The sequence below is a fragment of the Sphingomonas sp. 2SG genome (assembly GCF_005503285.1).
GTDB lineage: Bacteria > Pseudomonadota > Alphaproteobacteria > Sphingomonadales > Sphingomonadaceae > Sphingomonas > Sphingomonas taxi.
The window spans coordinates 37,202-54,867 of record NZ_SCMZ01000021.1; the positions used below are offsets into that span (position 1 = coordinate 37,202).

20 protein-coding genes and 1 tRNA gene are annotated in these 17,666 nt (G+C 69.6%); 19 read left to right on the forward strand and 2 right to left on the reverse strand.

Annotated elements, in window-relative coordinates:
- Positions 1 to 624 precede the first annotated feature (624 nt).
- The 18 genes from FFS23_RS10495 (at position 625) to FFS23_RS10580 (ending at position 15,371) form a co-directional block, all read left to right on the forward strand.
- The gene (locus FFS23_RS10495; protein WP_137898581.1) at positions 625 to 2,091 is read left to right on the forward strand and encodes a GspE/PulE family protein; all 1,467 of its coding nucleotides are present in this window, start codon (positions 625 to 627) and stop codon (positions 2,089 to 2,091) included.
- 263 nt (positions 2,092 to 2,354) lie between these two features.
- Positions 2,355 to 3,578 (forward strand): type II secretion system inner membrane protein GspF, encoded by a 1,224-nt coding sequence (gspF, locus tag FFS23_RS10500; RefSeq protein ID WP_137898582.1) that lies wholly within the window; start codon positions 2,355 to 2,357, stop codon positions 3,576 to 3,578.
- Positions 3,579 to 3,586: 8 nt separating this feature from the next.
- A complete protein-coding gene (gene gspG, locus FFS23_RS10505) occupies positions 3,587 to 4,027 on the forward strand; it encodes a type II secretion system major pseudopilin GspG (RefSeq protein WP_137898583.1) in 441 nt (146 codons plus the stop codon).
- Positions 4,028 to 4,029: 2 nt separating this feature from the next.
- Positions 4,030 to 4,479 (forward strand): GspH/FimT family pseudopilin, encoded by a 450-nt coding sequence (locus FFS23_RS10510; protein WP_137898584.1) that lies wholly within the window; start codon positions 4,030 to 4,032, stop codon positions 4,477 to 4,479.
- The gene (gspI, locus tag FFS23_RS10515) at positions 4,479 to 4,844 is read left to right on the forward strand and encodes a type II secretion system minor pseudopilin GspI (protein ID WP_137898585.1); all 366 of its coding nucleotides are present in this window, start codon (positions 4,479 to 4,481) and stop codon (positions 4,842 to 4,844) included. The genes FFS23_RS10510 and gspI overlap by 1 nt, the downstream gene beginning before the upstream one ends.
- A 5-nt stretch (positions 4,845 to 4,849) precedes the next feature.
- Positions 4,850 to 5,503 carry a type II secretion system minor pseudopilin GspJ gene (gene gspJ, locus FFS23_RS10520; RefSeq protein ID WP_137898609.1) on the forward strand — a complete coding sequence of 218 codons (654 nt, stop codon included), beginning with the start codon at positions 4,850 to 4,852 and terminating at the stop codon, positions 5,501 to 5,503.
- On the forward strand, positions 5,496 to 6,476 hold the full coding sequence (gspK, locus tag FFS23_RS10525) for a type II secretion system minor pseudopilin GspK (protein ID WP_283214453.1): 981 nt from the start codon (positions 5,496 to 5,498) through the stop codon (positions 6,474 to 6,476). Before gspJ ends, gspK begins: the two co-directional genes overlap by 8 nt.
- Positions 6,473 to 7,549 carry a type II secretion system protein GspL gene (gspL, locus tag FFS23_RS10530; RefSeq protein ID WP_137898586.1) on the forward strand — a complete coding sequence of 359 codons (1,077 nt, stop codon included), beginning with the start codon at positions 6,473 to 6,475 and terminating at the stop codon, positions 7,547 to 7,549. Before gspK ends, gspL begins: the two co-directional genes overlap by 4 nt.
- Positions 7,546 to 8,016, forward strand: coding sequence for a type II secretion system protein M (locus tag FFS23_RS10535; protein ID WP_137898587.1), 471 nt, complete (start codon positions 7,546 to 7,548; stop codon positions 8,014 to 8,016). Before gspL ends, FFS23_RS10535 begins: the two co-directional genes overlap by 4 nt.
- On the forward strand, positions 8,013 to 8,726 hold the full coding sequence (gene gspN, locus FFS23_RS10540; RefSeq protein WP_137898588.1) for a type II secretion system protein N: 714 nt from the start codon (positions 8,013 to 8,015) through the stop codon (positions 8,724 to 8,726). The genes FFS23_RS10535 and gspN overlap by 4 nt, the downstream gene beginning before the upstream one ends.
- Positions 8,727 to 8,775: 49 nt before the next feature.
- Positions 8,776 to 8,852 (forward strand) — tRNA-His (locus FFS23_RS10545).
- Positions 8,853 to 8,965: 113 nt separating this feature from the next.
- A complete protein-coding gene (locus FFS23_RS10550) occupies positions 8,966 to 10,018 on the forward strand; it encodes a Glu/Leu/Phe/Val dehydrogenase family protein (RefSeq protein WP_137898589.1) in 1,053 nt (350 codons plus the stop codon).
- 601 nt (positions 10,019 to 10,619) lie between these two features.
- Positions 10,620 to 11,360: a heme ABC transporter permease CcmC gene (ccmC, locus tag FFS23_RS10555; RefSeq protein WP_249340628.1), complete on the forward strand. Its 741-nt coding sequence runs from the start codon at positions 10,620 to 10,622 to the stop codon at positions 11,358 to 11,360.
- A gap of 97 nt (positions 11,361 to 11,457) precedes the next feature.
- The gene (gene ccmE / locus FFS23_RS10560; RefSeq protein WP_137898590.1) at positions 11,458 to 11,892 is read left to right on the forward strand and encodes a cytochrome c maturation protein CcmE; all 435 of its coding nucleotides are present in this window, start codon (positions 11,458 to 11,460) and stop codon (positions 11,890 to 11,892) included.
- Entirely contained in the window at positions 11,889 to 13,805 is a 1,917-nt protein-coding gene (locus tag FFS23_RS10565) for a heme lyase CcmF/NrfE family subunit (RefSeq protein ID WP_137898591.1), read from the forward strand. Before ccmE ends, FFS23_RS10565 begins: the two co-directional genes overlap by 4 nt.
- Positions 13,802 to 14,329: a redoxin family protein gene (locus FFS23_RS10570; RefSeq protein ID WP_038659761.1), complete on the forward strand. Its 528-nt coding sequence runs from the start codon at positions 13,802 to 13,804 to the stop codon at positions 14,327 to 14,329. The genes FFS23_RS10565 and FFS23_RS10570 overlap by 4 nt, the downstream gene beginning before the upstream one ends.
- Positions 14,326 to 14,742, forward strand: a complete 417-nt coding sequence (locus FFS23_RS10575; RefSeq protein WP_137898592.1) for a cytochrome c-type biogenesis protein — start codon at positions 14,326 to 14,328, stop codon at positions 14,740 to 14,742. The genes FFS23_RS10570 and FFS23_RS10575 overlap by 4 nt, the downstream gene beginning before the upstream one ends.
- A gap of 11 nt (positions 14,743 to 14,753) precedes the next feature.
- Entirely contained in the window at positions 14,754 to 15,371 is a 618-nt protein-coding gene (locus FFS23_RS10580; RefSeq protein ID WP_249340629.1) for a tetratricopeptide repeat protein, read from the forward strand.
- Positions 15,372 to 15,687: 316 nt separating this feature from the next.
- On the opposite strand, the gene FFS23_RS10585 is transcribed toward FFS23_RS10580, so the two are convergent.
- Together FFS23_RS10585 and ald are read right to left on the reverse strand one after the other, a co-directional pair.
- Positions 15,688 to 15,906: a DUF3072 domain-containing protein gene (locus tag FFS23_RS10585; protein ID WP_137898594.1), complete on the reverse strand. Its 219-nt coding sequence runs from the start codon at positions 15,904 to 15,906 to the stop codon at positions 15,688 to 15,690.
- A 58-nt stretch (positions 15,907 to 15,964) separates the two neighbouring features.
- Positions 15,965 to 17,071 carry an alanine dehydrogenase gene (ald, locus tag FFS23_RS10590; RefSeq protein WP_137898595.1) on the reverse strand — a complete coding sequence of 369 codons (1,107 nt, stop codon included), beginning with the start codon at positions 17,069 to 17,071 and terminating at the stop codon, positions 15,965 to 15,967.
- A gap of 123 nt (positions 17,072 to 17,194) precedes the next feature.
- Here ald and FFS23_RS10595 point away from each other — a divergent pair, with 123 nt between their 5' ends.
- On the forward strand, positions 17,195 to 17,638 hold the full coding sequence (locus tag FFS23_RS10595) for an Lrp/AsnC family transcriptional regulator (RefSeq protein ID WP_137898596.1): 444 nt from the start codon (positions 17,195 to 17,197) through the stop codon (positions 17,636 to 17,638).
- Positions 17,639 to 17,666: the final 28 nt, after the last annotated feature.

A 17,666-nucleotide genomic window follows, 5' to 3' on the forward strand; every position in this document is an offset into this window, starting at 1 on the left:
ATCGGGGAGAAAGCTCCTCCCATCGTCATCCCGGCGAACGCCGGGACCCATGGACACGGCGCAACCGGCGTCGGCGCGCGCCATCAACGACCCGCACCCATGGGTCCCGGCCTCCGCCGGGATGACGAACGGGGAGGGTGATTACCTATCCACAAAAGCTGTCATCCCCGCGGAGGCGGGGATCCATACGCGCGGACCTCGCGGTGCTATCGCAACACCTGCGCGTCTGGATCCCCGCCTCCGCGGGCATGACGAAAAGGGGGAGGCGCCCGTCGCGATTCTCCCCACCGCCACGGGACTATCGGGGAGGACGCTCCCCCCATCGTCATCCCGGCGAAAGCCGGGACCCATGGACACGGCGCAACCGGCGTCGGCGCACGCCACCGGCGTCCCGCACCCATGGGTCCCGGCCTCCGCCGGGATGACGAACGGGGAGGGCGCACCTCTCACCCCCAACACCGTCATCCCCGCGCAGGCGGGGATCCATACCCGCGGACCTCGCGGCGCCATCGCGGCACCTGCGCGTCTGGATCCCCGCCTGCGCGGGGATGACGAAGGGGAGGCGGCGGCCGTCAGGGACATCGACTCCACCACGGAAATGACGAACCCGGTTAGGCACCAGCAATGATCATCCGCACCGGCGACGCCCTCGACGCGCCCGACACCGACGCGCATCTCACCGTCGCGCTGCGCGCCGGCGCCAATCCCAAGGCGCTGATCGAGATCCGCCGCTATCTCGCCCGCCCGTTCGACGTATCGATCGTCGAGGCGCCGCAGTTCGACCGCTTGCTTTCCGACAATTACGCGATGGACGGTCAGGCCAATGCGCTCGCCGCGGTCGGCATGGGCGACGAGCTCGACAGCCTCGCCGAGGGGCTGCCGACCGCCGAGGACCTGCTCGACACCGCCGACGACGCTCCCGCGATCCGCCTCATCAACGGCATCATCGCTGACGCCGCGCGCAACGGCGTGTCCGACATCCATATCGAGCCCTATGAGACCGGCCTGATCGTCCGCATGCGCATCGACGGCGTGCTGCGCGAGACGCTGCGCATGCCGCCGCACGTCGCCCCCGTCGTCGTCAGCCGCATCAAGGTCATGGCCCGGCTCGACATCGCCGAGCGGCGCGTGCCGCAGGACGGCCGCATGGGCCTCACCCTCGGCGGCAAGCTGCTCGACGTCCGCGTGTCGACCTTGCCGAGCCGCGCCGGCGAACGCGTCGTGCTGCGTATCCTCGACAAGGACAATGCCGGCATCGATCTCGAGGCGCTGGGCCTCGATCCAGCGATGTACGCGCTGCTCCGCGGTGCGCTCGCCGAACCCAATGGCATCATCCTCGTCACCGGCCCGACCGGCTCGGGCAAGACGACGACGCTCTACGGCGCGCTGCGCCTGCTCAACGACGGCAGCCGCAATATCCTCACCGTCGAGGACCCGGTCGAATATGCCGTCGAGGGCGTCGGCCAGACGCAGGTCAATCCCAAGGTCGGGCTGACCTTCGCCGCGGGCCTGCGCGCGATCCTGCGCCAGGACCCCGACGTCGTCATGGTCGGCGAAATCCGCGACCGCGAGACCGCCGAAATCGCGGTGCAGGCGTCGCTGACCGGCCATCTCGTGCTGTCGACCGTCCATACCAACGACGCGATCGGTGCGATCACCCGCATGCGCGACATGAAGGTCGAACCGTTCCTGCTTGCATCGACCCTGCGCGCGGTGATCGCGCAGCGGCTGGTGCGCCGGCTCTGCCCGGTCTGCCGCCATGCGGTACCCGGATCGCATGGCGTCGCCGGCCTGCTCGGCATCGAGCCCGACGCGACCGTCTACGAATCGGTCGGCTGCCCCGAATGCAACCACACCGGCTTCAAGGGCCGGATCGGCGTGTTCGAGGCGGTGCGGGTGGACGACACGATCCGCCGCATGATCAACGACGGCACCGACGAGACCGCGATCGCCGCCCACGCCTTCGCCCGCACGCCGAGCCTCGCCCAGGCGGCCGAGGCGCTGGTCCGCCGCGGCCTGACCACGCCGGAAGAGGCGGTGCGCGTGTCGCGCAGGGACGCGACCGATGTCGTGGTGGTGGACGATGCGTAACTGCGCGACCATCGTTCCCGGCAGGGCATCGCCATTGGCTATGGCGGCGCCCATGAGGCTCGATCGCTTCGTCCACAATATTCCGTCACCCCGGACTTGTTCCGGGGTCCACCCCGCGGCGAGGAGAACGGCTGGAGGAGCCTGCCGCACCCCTGCGGCCCGGTGGACCCCGGAACAAGTCCGGGGTGACGATGGAATTGAGGACATGTCCCGCGCAAACACGCGCCATAAGCCATCGCTCTCTCCTCGCGGGCGTAAATGGCATGGCTGACTTCGACTATCTCGCCATCGACACCCGCGGGCAGGAGCAGCGCGGCCACGTCGCCGCACCGTCGCTCGACGCCGCGCGCGCGCAGCTCGACCGGCGCAAGCTCTACGTCGTCCGCCTCGACCCCGGCGCGCCGCCCGCGGCGACCAGCCGCCCGCTGTTCGGCATCAAATTCGGCGCGAGGAAGATGAGCGTCAAGCAGCTCACCCTCTTCACCCGCCAGCTCGCGACGCTCAACCGCGTCTCGCCGCTCGAGGAATCGCTCCGCACCATCACCCGCCAGACCGAGCAGGACAGCGTCCGCACGATCGTCTCCCACGTCCACGCCGGCGTCGTCGAGGGCCGCCGCCTCGCCGATTCGATGGCGCGCGAGGGCAAGAGCTTTCCGCCGCTCTATCGCGCGATGGTCTCGGCGGGCGAAAGCTCGGGCAGCCTGCCGACGATCCTCGACCGGCTCGCCGCCCTGCTCGAACGCCAGGCGGAGATCCGCGGCAAGCTGATCACCGCGCTCGCCTATCCGACCATCCTCGCGGTCGTGGCGATGGGTGTCGTCACCGCGCTGATGATGTTCGTCGTCCCGCAAGTTGTCGAGCAATTCGATACGGTTGGACAGCAATTGCCGCTGCTCACCCGGATCGTCATCGGCCTGTCGGACTTCCTCGTCGGCTATTGGTGGCTGATCGCTCTATGCGTGGCGTTAGTGGCGTTAGGCAGCTGGTACGCGCTGCGCGACCCCGCATTGCGCCTCGCCTTCGACACCGCTTTGCTGCGCCTGCCGCTGCTCGGCCGGCTGTTCCGCGACCTCCACGCCGCGCGCATGTCGCGCACGCTGAGCACGATGATCGCCAGCCGCCTGCCGCTGCTCGAAGGGCTCGCGCTCACCGCCTCGACGATCCACAACCGCCGCCTGCGCGCCGCCTCCGACGAGATCGTCGACGCCATCCGCGGCGGCGGCAGCCTGTCGGCAGCGATGCGCCGCGCCAACGTCTTCCCGCCGCTGCTGACCTATCTGGCGGCGTCGGGCGAAGCGGCGGGGCGGCTCGACGAGATGCTCGAGCGCGCCGCCGACTATCTGGAGCGCGAGTTCGATCGCTTCACCGCCACCGCCTTGTCGCTGCTCGAACCGGCGATCATCGTCGTGATGGGCGGCGTCGTCGCGACGATCGTGCTATCCATCCTGCTCCCCATCCTCCAGCTCAACACGCTGGCAGGACAATGAGGCAAGTCATGCGTACACCCAAGAAGAAGCCGCACCGCCGCGAAGAGGGCTTTACCCTCGTCGAGCTGATGGTCGTCATCGTCATCATCGGCCTGCTCGCCGCGATCGTGACGTTCAACGTCCTGCCCGCCGGCGACAAGGGCAAGATCACCAAGGCCAAATCGGACATCAGCACGATCGAGGGCGCGCTGGAAATGTACCGGCTCCAGATGAACAATTATCCGACCACGTCGCAGGGCCTGCAGGCGCTGGTCACCGCGCCCGCGGGCGTCAACGCCGCCGAATATCAGCGCGGCGGCTATATCAAGAAGCTGCCGCCCGATCCCTGGGGCCGCCCCTATCTCTACGCCTCGCCCGGCCAGCACGGCGAGGCCGACGTCTGGAGCCTCGGCGCCGACGGCAAGGACGGCGGCGAGGGCGTCAACGCCGACATCACCAGCTGGCAATAGCCATGGCCCCGCGCCGCAACGGTTTCACGCTCGTCGAGCTGATGGTGGTGGTGACCATCATCGGCCTGGCGGCGGCCGTCGCGGTGTGGAACATGCCCGATCCGCGCGGCCGGGTGGCGGACGAGGCGGCGCGCTTCGCCCTGCGCGCCCGCGCCGCGCACGATGCCGCGATCGTCGATGCCCGGCCGGTCAGCATCTGGATCACCGCCGGCGGCTACGGCTTCGACCGGCGCGGTGCCGGCCAGTGGGTGGCGATGGCGGAGAAGCCGCTGCGCGTCGAACGCTGGACCGAGGGCACCGTCGCCGCCACCGGCGAGGCGAGCGGCCGCTTGCGCATCATCTTCGACCCCACCGGCCTCGCCGACCGCCCCGCGCAGATCACGCTGACCCGCAGCGGCGCGCGCGCGGTGATCGACCTCGCCGCCGACGGTTCGGTCCGGGTGGCGAGCTGATGCGGACGCGCGGCTTCACGCTCATCGAGATCATGGTCGCGCTCGCGGTGTTCAGCCTCGCGGTGCTCGCGCTGCTGCGGCTCGAGACCGCGACGATCCGCGGCGCGCGCACGCTCGACGAGAGCCTCGTCGCCGGCCTCGTCGCGCGCAACGTCGCCAACGACGCGGTCACCGAGGCGCAGCCGCCCGTCGCCGGCCGCACGACGGGGAGCGAGGTCAACGGCGGCCGCACCTGGAACTGGGTGCGGCAGGTGCGCGGCACCGGCAATGCCGCGATCGTCCGCATCGACGTCGCGGTGACCAACCGCGCCGGCCAGATCGTCGGCCGCACCACCGCGATCCGCCCGCCGGACCAGCCGTCGTGATCGCAATGCCGCCGTCCCGCCCGACCACGCAAGCCGGCTTCACCCTCGTCGAGGTGATGATCGCGCTGATGATCTTCGGCCTGATCGCCGCCGCCGGCGTCGCGATCCTCACCTTCAGCGTCCGCGCGCAGACCGCCACCGGCAAGCGCTTCGACGATATCGCCGCGCTCAACCGCACCGCGTCGCTGCTCGCCGGCGACCTCGGCCAGGCGATCGACCGGCCCGCACGCGACGAGGGCGGGACGTTGCTTCCCGCCTTCACCGGCGAAAGCGACGGCCGCATCCGCTTCGTCCGTACCGGCTGGGCGAACGTCGACGCCGCCCCCCGCGCCAGCGCGCAGAAGGTCGTGTACCAACTCGACGGCAACACCCTGTTGCGCGTCGCCTATCCGATGCTCGACGGTGCCGTGCCGCTGCCCGCGGTGACGCTGCTCGACAAGGTCGCCGGCGTCGCCGCCCGCTATCGCTACAGGGGCGCGTGGAGCGACCGCTGGGACGGCACGCAGGGCGCCGCGCTGCCGCAGGCAGCCGAGATCACCGTCCGCCGCACCGACGGCACCGCCTTCCGCCTGATGCTACTCGTCGGCGCGGGCAGCAGCGCGAGCCCGCTCCCGGGTGCATCGCCGACCCCCAATCCGACGGCGACGTCGGGTGGCTGACCGCGAGCGCGGCGCCGCGCTGCTCACCGTACTGCTGCTCGTCGCGATGATCGCCGTGCTCGCCGGCACCGCGCTCGAACGGCTGCGGCTGACGACGCGGCTCGCCGGCAACGCGCTCGCCGGCGAACAGGCGCGCGGCTATGCCCGCGCCGCCGAGGCGCTCGCCACCACCAAGGTCACCGATATGCTCGGCTCCAGCCGCGACCGCGTCACGCTCGCCGGCGGCTGGAGCAACCGCCCGTTCGGTCTGCCACTGCCCGGCGGCGGCCTCGCGGTGGCGCGGGTGCGCGACGGCGGCAATTGCTTCAACCTCAACGGCCTCGTCACGAAGCTCGGCCCCGGTGTCTACACTTCGACACAGGCGATCGCGTCGCGCATCCAGTTCGTCCGGTTGATGCGCGCGATCAACGTCCCCACGCAATCCGCCGAACGGATTGCCGCCGCCACCGCCGACTGGATCGACAGCGATCAGGACCAGCAAGGCAATGGCGCCGAGGACCCGGTCTATCTCGCCCGCGCCACCCCGTATCGTACCGCCGGCACGCTGATGGCCGACCCCAGCGAGCTGCGCGCGGTCGACGGCGTCACGCCCGACATCTACGCGCAGCTTCGCCCGTGGATCTGCACCTTGCCCGATGCCAAGCCGGCGGCGATCAACATCAACACGCTCACCCCCGAACAGGCGCCACTGGTCGCGATGCTCTTCCCCGGCAATCTGTCGGCCGATGCGATCCGCGGCATGCTGCTCCGCCGCCCGCCGCAGGGGTTCAAGGACGCCAGCACCTTCCTCAACCTCGCCGGCAACGGTGCCACGCCCGACAGCGGCAGCGGCGGCCTCGCCGTCACCTCGACCTGGTTCGCGCTCGCGATCGACGTCAGTACCGGCGGCGTGCAATTGCAGGAAAGGGCGCTGATCGACGCAAGCCGGCTTCCCGCGCGGCTCGTTGCGCGGCAATGGGGCGACGAATCATGACGACGCTCCTGTTCCTCCCGTCCGGCGACCGCGGCTATCGCTGGCTCCGACTTGCCGATGGCGCGATCCGCGAAAGCGACGGCGTGCCGCCGGCAAGCGACGATCCCGTCATCGCGATCGCGCCTGCCGAATCGGTCGCGTTGCACTGGGCCGAACTGCCCGTCCGTTCGCCCGCGCAGGCGGTCGCCGCCGCGCGCCTGCTCGTCGCCGAGGCGAGCGCCACCCCGCTCACCGAACTCCACGTCGCGGTCGGCGACGAAGGCGAGGGCGAACGCCCGATCGCCGTCGTCGCGCTCGCGCAGATGGCGCAATGGCTCACCGACCTCACCGCGCATGGCATCGACCCGCTGGCGATCCTGCCCGCACCGCTGCTGCTGCCGCGCCCCGACGAAGGCTATGTCCGCGCGACGATCGCCGGCGCGGCGCTGGTACGAAGCCGCACTACCGCCTTCGCCGACGAGGCGCCGCTCGCCGATCTGGTCATCGGCGATACGCCGCAACATACGCTGGACCGGGACGCGATCAATGCCACGCTCGTCGCTGCGCTCGCCGCACCGGTGCTCGACCTGCGTCAGGGGGCCTTCGCCCGCCGTCGTCGCCGCATCGGCATCGACTGGGCGCTGGTCCGCCGGCTGGCGGTGCTCGGCGCCGCCATCCTACTGGTGACGCTCGCCATCGATCTCGTCCGCATCGCCAAATACAGCTTCGGCGCCGACGCGCTGGAAAGCCGCGCCGAGGCGCTCGGCCGCACCGGCCTCGCCCGCGGCGAAACGGTGACCGACGTCGACCGCCAACTCGCCGAACGCCTGTCGGCGGTGCGCGGCCCCGGCCTCGGTTTCACCACGACGGTCGCGGCGATCTACGACGCGGTGCGAGCGACACCCGGTACCGAGCTGACATCGCTCGATTTCCAGTCGAACGGCAGCGTCCGTATCGGCGTCGGCGCGGCGCGCGAATCGCTGCCGACCGATCTCAAGCGGACGCTCGAGGCGGCCGGCTTCACCGTCGAGGCGGGGACGTTCCAGTCCGCCAATGGAAGGGTGACGGGCGAGATGACGGTGAGCCGGCGATGAGGTCCTTGCGCAACTGGTTCGCGGGCCGCTCCTTGCGCGAACGGCGGATGATCCTCGTCATGCTCGCTTTGCTCGTCGTGACGATCGTCTGGGGCGGGATCATCCTGCCCGTCCGCGACGGCCTGTCGGGGGCCCGCGAACGCTATGCCGATGCGGTCGTCCGCTTCGCGGCGACGCAGGACGAGGTCGACCTGCTCCGCTCCGCCGGCCGGCGCGTGCCGCTCAACGGCTCGCTCGCCGACACGCTGCGGCTGCGCGCCGACGCCGCCGGCCTCGCGCTCGCTACCGTCGACGACACCGGCGGCGGCCGTGTCCACGCGACGATCCAGGCGGCCAAGCCTGCCGCGCTCGGCCGCTGGCTCGGCGGGCTCGAGGCGAACGGCATCCTCGTCGAATCGGCGGTGTGGCGCGACAATCAGGACGGCAGCGTCGCCGCCGACCTCGTCGTCCGGGCGCGCGCGGCATGAGGCGCATCCGGCTCCGCACCGGCCCGGTCGCGCTGTTCGGCGCGCTGCTGCTGCTCGCGCTGCTCGTCTTCCTGCCGCTGCGGCTGGTGCTCGGCGCGGTCGGCCTCGGCGAACAGGGTTTTTCCGCGCGCACCGTCACCGGCAGCGTCTGGGACGGCCGCCTCAACGAGGCGCGGTTCGGCGATCTCGCGCTCGGTTCGCTCGACGCCAGCCTCTCGCCCTTCGCCCTGCTGCTCGGTCGCGCCCGCGTCGCCGTCGACGGCGCCCCCGGTCTGATCCACGGCGCGATCACGCTCAGCCGTCACGGCCAGGGCATCGACGACATGACCGCGACGCTGCCCACCGGCGGCGCGTTCGCGCCCTTGCCGGTCAATCAATTGTCGTTGGAGGGCGTCACCGTCCATTTCACCGATACCGTCTGCGACAAGGCAGAGGGCCGCGTCCGCGCCCGGCTGATCGGCGAGGCGGCGGGTGTGCCGCTGCCGAGCGAAGTGTCGGGCGTCGCGCGCTGCGACGCCGGCGCGCTGCTGCTGCCGCTCGCCAGCCAGGCCGGCACCGAGAGTATCGAGCTGCGCATCACCGGTGCCGGCCGCTACACTGCGGCGCTGCGCATCGCCCCCGGCGACCCCGCGGCGGCACAGCGTCTCGCCGCCGCCGGATTCGTCGGCGGGCAGGGGGGATATCGACTTTCCGTCGAAGGAAGCTTCTGACGGCCTTGACGCGGGGCGTTCCCCCCCGCTAGGGGCGCATGCGTTCGCGGCGACCGTAGTTCAATTGGTTAGAGCGTCGGCTTGTGATGCCGGAAGTTGCGGGTTCAAGTCCCGTCGGTCGCCCCATTCTCCGCCCTGTCGGTATCCGGTCAAATCCTGACTAGCCAAGCGCGTCGAGAAATAATATTACGGCCTTCCGCAATTTTCTGGCGGGGCAATTTCTGGCAGCGGAGTGAGCTATGACCTCGGTGTGGGACTTTCCCGATTTCGATTCGCATGAAGGCGTCCACGCCTTCACCGATCGGGAGTCCGGTCTTCGCGCCATTATCGCGGTCCACTCCACCCATCTCGGGCCGGCGGCGGGCGGCGCGCGCTTCTGGCATTATGCCTCGGGCGACCAGGCGGTGACCGACGCGCTGCGCCTGTCGCGCGGCATGAGCTTCAAGAACGCCATGGCCGGCCTCGCGCTCGGCGGCGGCAAGGGCGTCATCCTCGCCGATGCACCCGGTGCGGTCATCAGTGAAGACCGGCTCAAGGCGTTCGGCCGCGCGGTCGAATCGCTCGGCGGCAAGTACGTGACCGCCGAAGACGTCGGCATGTCCGAGGCGCGGATGAAGGTCATCGCCGGCGAGACGAAGTTCGTCAGCGGCCTGCCGGTGGCGAGCGGCGCAGCGGGCGGCGACCCCGGCCCGTACACCGCACACGGCGTCTATCTCGGCGTCAAGGCGGCGGCGAAGCGCGGCCTCGGCACCGACAACATGAAGGGCGTCCACGTCGCGATCCAGGGCGTCGGCTCGGTCGGCGGCGGACTTGCCAAATTGCTCGCGAAGGACGGCGCGCGCCTGACGCTCGCCGATGTCGATGCCAAGCGCGCCAAGGCGCTCGCCGCCGAACTGGGTGCCGAAACGGTGGCGGCCGGCGCGATCCTCGGCGTCGAGGCGGACATCTTCAGCCCCAATGCACTGGGTGCGATCCTCACCGAAGCGACGATCCCGACGCTGGTCGCCAAGGTCGTCGCCGGCGGCGCCAACAACCAGCTTGCGACGCGCGAGGATTACGATCGCCTCCACGATCGCGGCATCCTCTACGCGCCCGATTACGTCATCAACGCCGGCGGCATCATCAACGTCGGCCTCGAATATCTCGGTCAGGGCGACGAGGCCGAGGTGATGGCACGCATCGCCAAGATCCCCGCCCGCCTCGACGAGGTCTGGGACGAAAGCGAGCGCATGGGTCGTCCCGCCGCGGAAGTGGCGGACACGATTGCCCAACGGCTGATCGGGCGGGGGTAAACCGCGGGGGGCAAAGGCGCGTTGGTGCGTATCCCCCTTCCGTCACGGCTTCGCCGCGCCACTTCCCCCTGGCGTGGAGGGCAATTGCATATGGCTGCAGGGATGAGGATCGATTGCTTTCCTCATGAGGTTCGTCACCCCGGACTCGTTCCGGGGTCCACCGGGCCGCAAGGAAGCGGTGTCGAATCGAGCCTCTCCCCTCGCCGCAGGGTGGACCCCGGAACAAGTCCGGGGTGACGGGGTGGTCTTGGAAGACGACAGACGCCTACGAGCGTCCATATGCGATTGCCCTGCCACGGCGGGGGAGGAATGAGATCAAGTCCTCCCTCGCTTTAGCGGGGGAGGGGGACCGGTCGCCGTAGGCGAGTGGTGGAGGGGGCGTTTCCGCACGCGCTGATGCCGCGATATGTCACGCCGCCAACGCCCCGCCTCTGTCCTACACCCCGCCATATCGCTATCACCGACATCACGCTCTTTCTCATCGTGACGATCGGTGCGATTTCGGAAACGATCAGGCTCCATCGTTTCCGTTAAGTTGTCCAAGTTGTCCATGTCGTCCAACACCCGACGACAAATGGTGACGCCGCCCGCAAAGTTTCCTATGGCTCGCACAGCCGTGCCGACCCTCCATGCCCTTGCCAATCCTGCGCGTTTCGTCGCCCTCGCGCGTCCGGCGACGCCGGTGCTGCTGTGGGCTGGGATCGTGCTGCTGGCGATCGGCTGCTGGGCCGGGCTGACGCAGACGCCACCCGATTATCTCCAGGGCGAAAGCGTTCGCATCCTCTACATCCATGTCCCCGCCGCCTGGCTCGGCATGGGCGGCTGGAGCGGGCTGGCGATCAGCAGCATCGCCTTCCTCGTCTGGCGTCATCCGCTCGCCGATGTCGCGGCGCGTGCGATGGCCATGCCCGGCGCGGTATTCGCCGCGGTCTGCCTCGTCACCGGCTCGATCTGGGGCCGGCCGACCTGGGGGACGTGGTGGCAATGGGACGGGCGGCTGACCTCGATGTTGCTGCTATTCTTCGTCTATTGTGGCTATATGGCGCTCGCCCGCGCCGATGCCGAGCGCGGCGGCGACGGCCGTATCCCGGCGCTCTACGGTATCGCCGGCACCGTCCTGCTGCCCATCATCCGCTATTCGGTGGTGTGGTGGAACACGCTCCATCAGGGCCCGTCGATCGGCCTCACCCGGTCGAGCATCGCCGGCAGCATCCTCTGGCCTTTGGGCTTCACCATGGCGGGCTTCACCTTGTTGTTCGCGGCGATCGTGCTGATGCGGATGCGCGCCACGCTCGCGCGGCTCAAGGCTGAAGCGCGGCTGCGGCGGATGGCCCGGCCGTGAACGCCTGGCCGTTCGTCTTCGCGGCCTATGCGGTTGCGCTCGGCGCCGCCGCCGCCCTCACGCTGGCGAGCTGGCTGGCGATGAAGCGCCTCGAGAAGTGAAGGCAAAGCATCAACGGCTGACGCTGGCGCTGCTGGCGCTCGCGGCGGTGGTCGCCGCGGCGCTTTTGGCGATGTCTGCGCTCAAGGATCAAGCGTCCTTCTTCTACGCGCCCTCAGACGTCGCGCGGCAGGGCTTGCCGCTCGGCCGGGCGGTACGGCTCGGCGGGATGGTACAGGCAGGCTCGATCAAGCGCGCACCGGACGGCGTCACCGTCCATTTCGTCGTCGGCGACGGCATCGCCACCACGCCCGTCACCTTCGCCGGCATCACCCCCGATCTGTTCCGCGAACGCTCGGGCGTCGTCGCCGAGGGGCAGTTCAACGCCGATGGCAGTTTCACCGCCACCAATTTGCTCGCAAAGCACGACGAAAAATACATGCCCCCCGAACTCGCCGGCAAGATGCACGAGACGCGGACGCTCAAGCCGTGATCGCCGAGACCGGTCTCGCCGCTTTGTGGCTCGCCGCCGCGCTCGCCGCGCTGCAACTGGCAATGGCGGCGCTCGGGTTGACGCGCGGCCAACCGGCATTGGTCGCCGCGGTACGGCCGATCGCGATCGTCCAGGGTGGGCTCGCTGCGATCGCCATGGCGGCGCTGATCGCGCTGTTCCTCGGCTCGGACATGTCGGTGAAGCTGGTCGTCGAGAACAGCCATTCCGCAAAGCCGTGGCTCTACAAATTCGCCGGCGCCTGGGGCAATCACGAAGGGTCGATGCTGCTCTGGGTGACGATCCTCGGTCTTGCCGGCGGCGCGGTGGCGATCCTCGAACGGCGCCTGCCCGAACGCACGCTGATCGCGACGCTGGCAGCGCAGGCGGGAATCGCACTCGGCTTCTACGCCTTCCTGCTCTTCGCCTCCAACCCCTTCGCGCGGATCAGCCCGGCGGCGCGTGACGGCCTCGGCCTCAACCCCCTGTTGCAGGACCCGGGTTTGGCCTTCCACCCGCCGACGCTCTACATCGGCTACGTCGGCATCTCGGTCGCCTTCTCCTTTGCGGTCGGCGCGCTCGTCACCCGCGACGTCGGCCCGGTCTTCGCCAAGGCGATGCGCCCCTGGGTGCTCGGCGCGTGGATCTTCCTGACGCTCGGTATCACCGCGGGCAGCTATTGGGCCTATTACGAGCTCGGCTGGGGCGGCTGGTGGTTCTGGGATCCGGTTGAGAATGCCTCGCTGATGCCGTGGCTCGCGGCGACCGCGCTGCTCCATTCGGTGACCGTCCTCGCCACCCGCGACGGCCTGCGCGCCTGGACGGTGATGCTCGCGGTGGTCGCCTTCTCGATGTCGATGATCGGCACCTTCCTCGTCCGCTCGGGTATCCTGACCAGCGTCCACGCCTTCGCGGTCGATCCCGAGCGCGGCGCCTTCATCCTCGTGCTGCTCGCGCTCTATATCGGCGGCGCGCTGGCGCTGTTCGCGGCGCGGATCGGCACCGTGCGCGCCGGCACGACCTTCGAATTCGTCAGCCGCGAGGGCGGGCTGGTCATCAACAACCTGCTGCTGTCGGTGATCCTCGGCGTCGTGCTGATCGGCACGCTCTATCCGCTCGTCGCTGCGAGCTTCGGCGTCCAGCTCTCGGTCGGCCCACCCTTCTTCAACGCCGCGGCGGGCCCGATCGCGCTCGCGCTGGTCGTGGCGATGGCGGTCGGCCCGCTGCTGCGCTGGCGCCGTGACGACGCTGCTGCGCTGCTCGACCGACTGATCTGGCCGATCGCCGCCGCGGGCTTCACCGGCGCGGGGCTGGTCGCGCTGGCGCCGCCCGGGGTGATGCCGTTGCTCGGTCTGTCGCTCGCCGCCGGGCTGGCGGTGGCGAGCGTGCTGCCGCTGATCGGCCGCAATCCGTGGCGCACGCCCCTGTTTACCTGGGGGATGGTCGTCGCGCATCTCGGCATCGCGGTCAGCCTCGCCGGCATGGCGTGCGACAGCGCCTATACCGCCGAGACGCTCATCGCCGCGCGCGTCGGCCAGCCGGTGCGCGTCGGGCCCTATGTGGTCCGGCTCGACGGCATCAAACCGGTGGTGGGCGAAAACTGGTCGGCGCTCGAAGCGCGGCTCAGCGCCACCCGCGACGGCGAACGGATCCTGCTGCGCCCGCAATCGCGCTTCTTCTCCGATCCGGTGACGATCACCAGCGAGAGTGCGATCGCCACCGAATGGGACGGCCAGCTCTACACCGTGCTCGGTCAGCCGGACGGGCAGGGGCGCTGGCAATTGCGCTTGTGGTGGAAGCCGTTCGTCACTTTGATCTGGTTCGGCGGTGCGCTGATCGCGCTGGGCGGCGCGCTGTCGCTGGTCGGTCGCTGGCGCCGCGAGCGCCGGGCGGCGGCGCGCGAGGCCTATGCATGAGGCGGTGGCTGCTCTGGTTACCCTTTGCGGTGTTCGCCGCGATCGTCGTGGTGGTGGCGAGCGGCCTGTTCGCTCCCGCCGATCGCGCCGTGCGGTCCGCGCTGATCGGCAAGCCGCTCCCGGACTTCGCGCTGCCGCCGATCGTCGCGGGCAAGCCCGGCCTGTCCACCGCCGACTTCCGACGGGGCAAGCCCCGTTTGCTCAACGTCTTCGCGAGCTGGTGCATCCCCTGCGCCGCCGAATCGCCGCAGCTGCTGCGGCTGGAGGCGATGGGGGTCCCGGTCGACGCGATCGCGATCCGCGATACCGCGCCGGCGCTGCGCGACTTCCTCGCGCGCTATGGCGACCCCTATGAGCGGATCGGCGCCGACGCGCAGAGCGCGGTGCAACTCGCGCTGGGATCGTCGGGCGTGCCGGAGAGCTTCGTGATCGACGGCAAGGGGCGGATCGTCCTCCAGCATATCGGCGATATCCGCGCCGAGGACGTTGACGCCATCGCCGCCGCGGTCCGGAGCGCGCGATGAAGCATGCCCTGCTCCTGCTGGCGCTGATCGCGGCGCCGGTCGCGGCGCCGGTCGCGGCCGATCCGTCGACGCCGCCCGCAGCGCTCGCCAACACGCAATTGCGCGACCCCGCACAGGAGGCGAAGGCGCGCGACCTGATGGCGACGCTGCGCTGCCTCGTCTGCCAGGGCCAGTCGATCGCCGACAGCGACGCGAGCATGGCCGGCGACATGCGCGCGCTCGTGCGCGGCCGCATCGCCGCGGGCGAGACGCCCGATTCGGTCCGCGCGTGGCTGATCGAACGCTACGGCGATTACGTCAGCTACGATCCGCCGCTCAGCGCCGCGACTTGGCCCTTGTGGCTCGCGCCGATCGCCTTGCTGGTGCTCGGTGCCGTGATCGCGCGGTCGAGTTTTCGGCGGCGGAGGCGCTGATGGGCTGGCTGATGCTCATTCTGATCGCGGCGGCGGCAATGGCCGCGCTCGTGCTGCTGCGGGTCGACAGGCTGTTGTGGTCGATGATCGGCGCGGCACTGATGCTCGGCGCGGCCGGCTATGCGTGGCAGGGCTCGCCGACGCTGCCGGCCAATCCGGCACGGCCCGAGGCCTTGCGCGTTGCCGACGATCCGTCGCTGGTCGACCTGCGCGAGCGGATGCTCGGGCGGTTCACCGCCGACGCGGCCTATCTGATCGCGTCGGATGCGATGGCGCGGTCGGGGGACCGACGGTCGGCGGTGCGGGCGATCCTCGGCGGGCTCAACCGCTATCCGCGCAGCCTGATGCTGTGGACCGGGCTCGGCACCGCGCTGGCGACGCATGACGGCAATATGCTGTCGCCGCCGGCGCTGTTCGCCTTCCGTCAGGCGATCCGGATCGCACCCGAGCATCCGGCGCCGCTGTTCTTTCTGGGCCTCGCCTATGTCCGCGCCAACGACTATCCGGCGGCGCGGCAGGCATGGGCAAAGGCGCTGGCCTTGTGTCCCGAGGGGGCATCCTATCGCCGCGACATCGCGGTCCGGCTCGACTTGCTCGACCGTTTGCTGGCGACGCAAGGCCCGCAGTAATTGCGGCGAAATCGTGGCAACATGGACAAGATGGACACCTGAACGGAAACGATCCGGCCTCATCGTTTCCAGTTGTGCACTGATCGACCACAATGAGAAAGAACGCCAAATGACGGCGATCCCTAGCATCTTGCGTGTGGCGTAGGACAGCGCGGCGTATTCGCGCTGCGGATGCAGTCGCTTGAGACACATGCGATCCTACCGGGTGCGCGTCCCGTCTGCGGCGCCGGGCAGGCTCATGCGAAACGGGCCCCGGCGTCAGGCGAACGTCCGTTCGTGCCTGAGCGCCGAAGCCCGTCTTCCGCCAGCGGCGTGATTATTTGCCGCGGCCGGTCTTGCCCTGCAATTCGTCGATGCGCTTCGATGCATCCGCCTTGGTCAGCGAATCGTCGAATTCCTCGCCGGCTTCCTCGGACAGCGTCTTGAGGTAGCTCGCCTGCGCGCCGGTCATCGTCTCGTCGCCGGTGGTCCAGTCGCTTGGATCCTTTTCGGCGTTCGAGGTCGGGTGGGTCTTGGGGTTCTCGATCTCGGACATGGTTGAAGCCTCTCTTGGTATCGGAGGCTTCAACCACCCTGTTCCACGTTCGTTCCGCTTAGCCGTTCCACGCCTCGAACGGCAGGTCGAGCGCGTCGGCGACCGCCTGATGGCGGATCTTGCCGCCCGAGACGTTGAGGCCGTTGGCGAGATGCGGATCGGCCGCCATCGCCGCCTCGGCACCGAGGTTGGCGAGCTTGAGCGCGAACGGCAGCGTCGCATTGTTGAGCGCGAAGGCCGAGGTGCGCGCGACCGCGCCCGGCATGTTGGCGACGCAATAATGGGTGACGCCGTCGACCTCGAACACCGGGTCCTCGTGCGTCGTCGCATGGCTGGTTTCGAAACAGCCGCCCTGATCAATCGCGATATCGACCATCACCGCGCCGCGCTTCATCGTCTTGACCATCTCGCGCGTCACCAGCTTGGGTGCGGCCGCGCCCGGCACCAGCACCGCGCCGATGACGAGATGCGCGCTCTTCACCGCCGCGGCGATCGCCGCCTTGCTGGCGTACGCGGTCTTGATCTGGCTGGAGAAGAACATGTCGAGCTCGGCGAGGCGATCGTTCGAGATGTCGTAGATCGTCACGTCGGCGCGCATGCCGACCGCCATCTGCGCGGCATTGACGCCCGAGACGCCGCCGCCGAGGATCGCGACCTTCGCCGGCGCGACGCCCGGCACGCCGCCGAGCAGCACACCGCGGCCGCCCTGTTCCTTCTCGAGATAATGCGCGCCGACCTGCACCGACATGCGGCCCGCGACTTCCGACATCGGCTTGAGCAGCGGCAGGCCGCCGCGCGCCGCGGTCACCGTCTCATAGGCGATGCAGGTCGCGCCCGACCTGATCAGCCCCTCGGCCTGCGGCTTGTCGGCGGCGAGGTGGAGATAGGTGAAGAGCAGGTGGCGCGGTTCGAGCAGCGCGATCTCGCTCGCCTGCGGCTCCTTGACCTTCACGATCATGTCGGCGGCGGCGAACACCGCGGCGGGATCGGGCAGGATGGTCGCGCCCGCGTCGATATAATCCTGATCCTCGAAATCGATGCCGGTGCCGGCCTTGGTCTCGACGACGACCTCATGGCCCGCGGCGACCAGCTCGGCGACCGACGGCGGGGTCAGGCCGACGCGATATTCGTGATTCTTGATTTCCTTTGGGACGCCGATGCGCATCTGTGTTCTCCTCTTCTGATCTACCCATAGCCGCGACCGGGCGGGAGAAGGTCGCAATGTTTTGCGACAGCGACACGGCTGGCGGGATTTTCTTGCGCAAAATGGCGGTGTAGCGGGAGATCCATGATCGACGCCCTCGACCGCAAAATCCTGTCCCATCTGCTCGCCAATTCCGACCTGACCAGCGCCGAACTCGGCGAGGCGGTCGGCCTGTCGCCGAGCGCGGCGCATCGCCGCGTCGGTTCGCTCAAGGAGCGCGGCTATATCGCCGGCTTTCGCGCGGTGCTCAGCAAGGCGGCGCGTGGCAACCCCAGCGTTGTCCTCGTCAACGTCACGCTGCGCGACCAGCGCGAGGAGACGATGGCGGCGTTTGAGCGCGAGATCGGCGACGTTCCCGAAATCCGCGACTGTTTCCTGATGAGCGGCGAGGCCGACTATATGCTCCACGTCGAGGTGCGGCGCGACGACACGTTCGAGCGCATCCATCGCGAGACGCTGGCGCGGTTGCCCGGCGTCACCCGGCTCGCGTCGCATTTCGTGATTCGCGAGGTGTTTAGACGTCCCTGATCGATACGGCGCCGCCGCGACGCCGTTG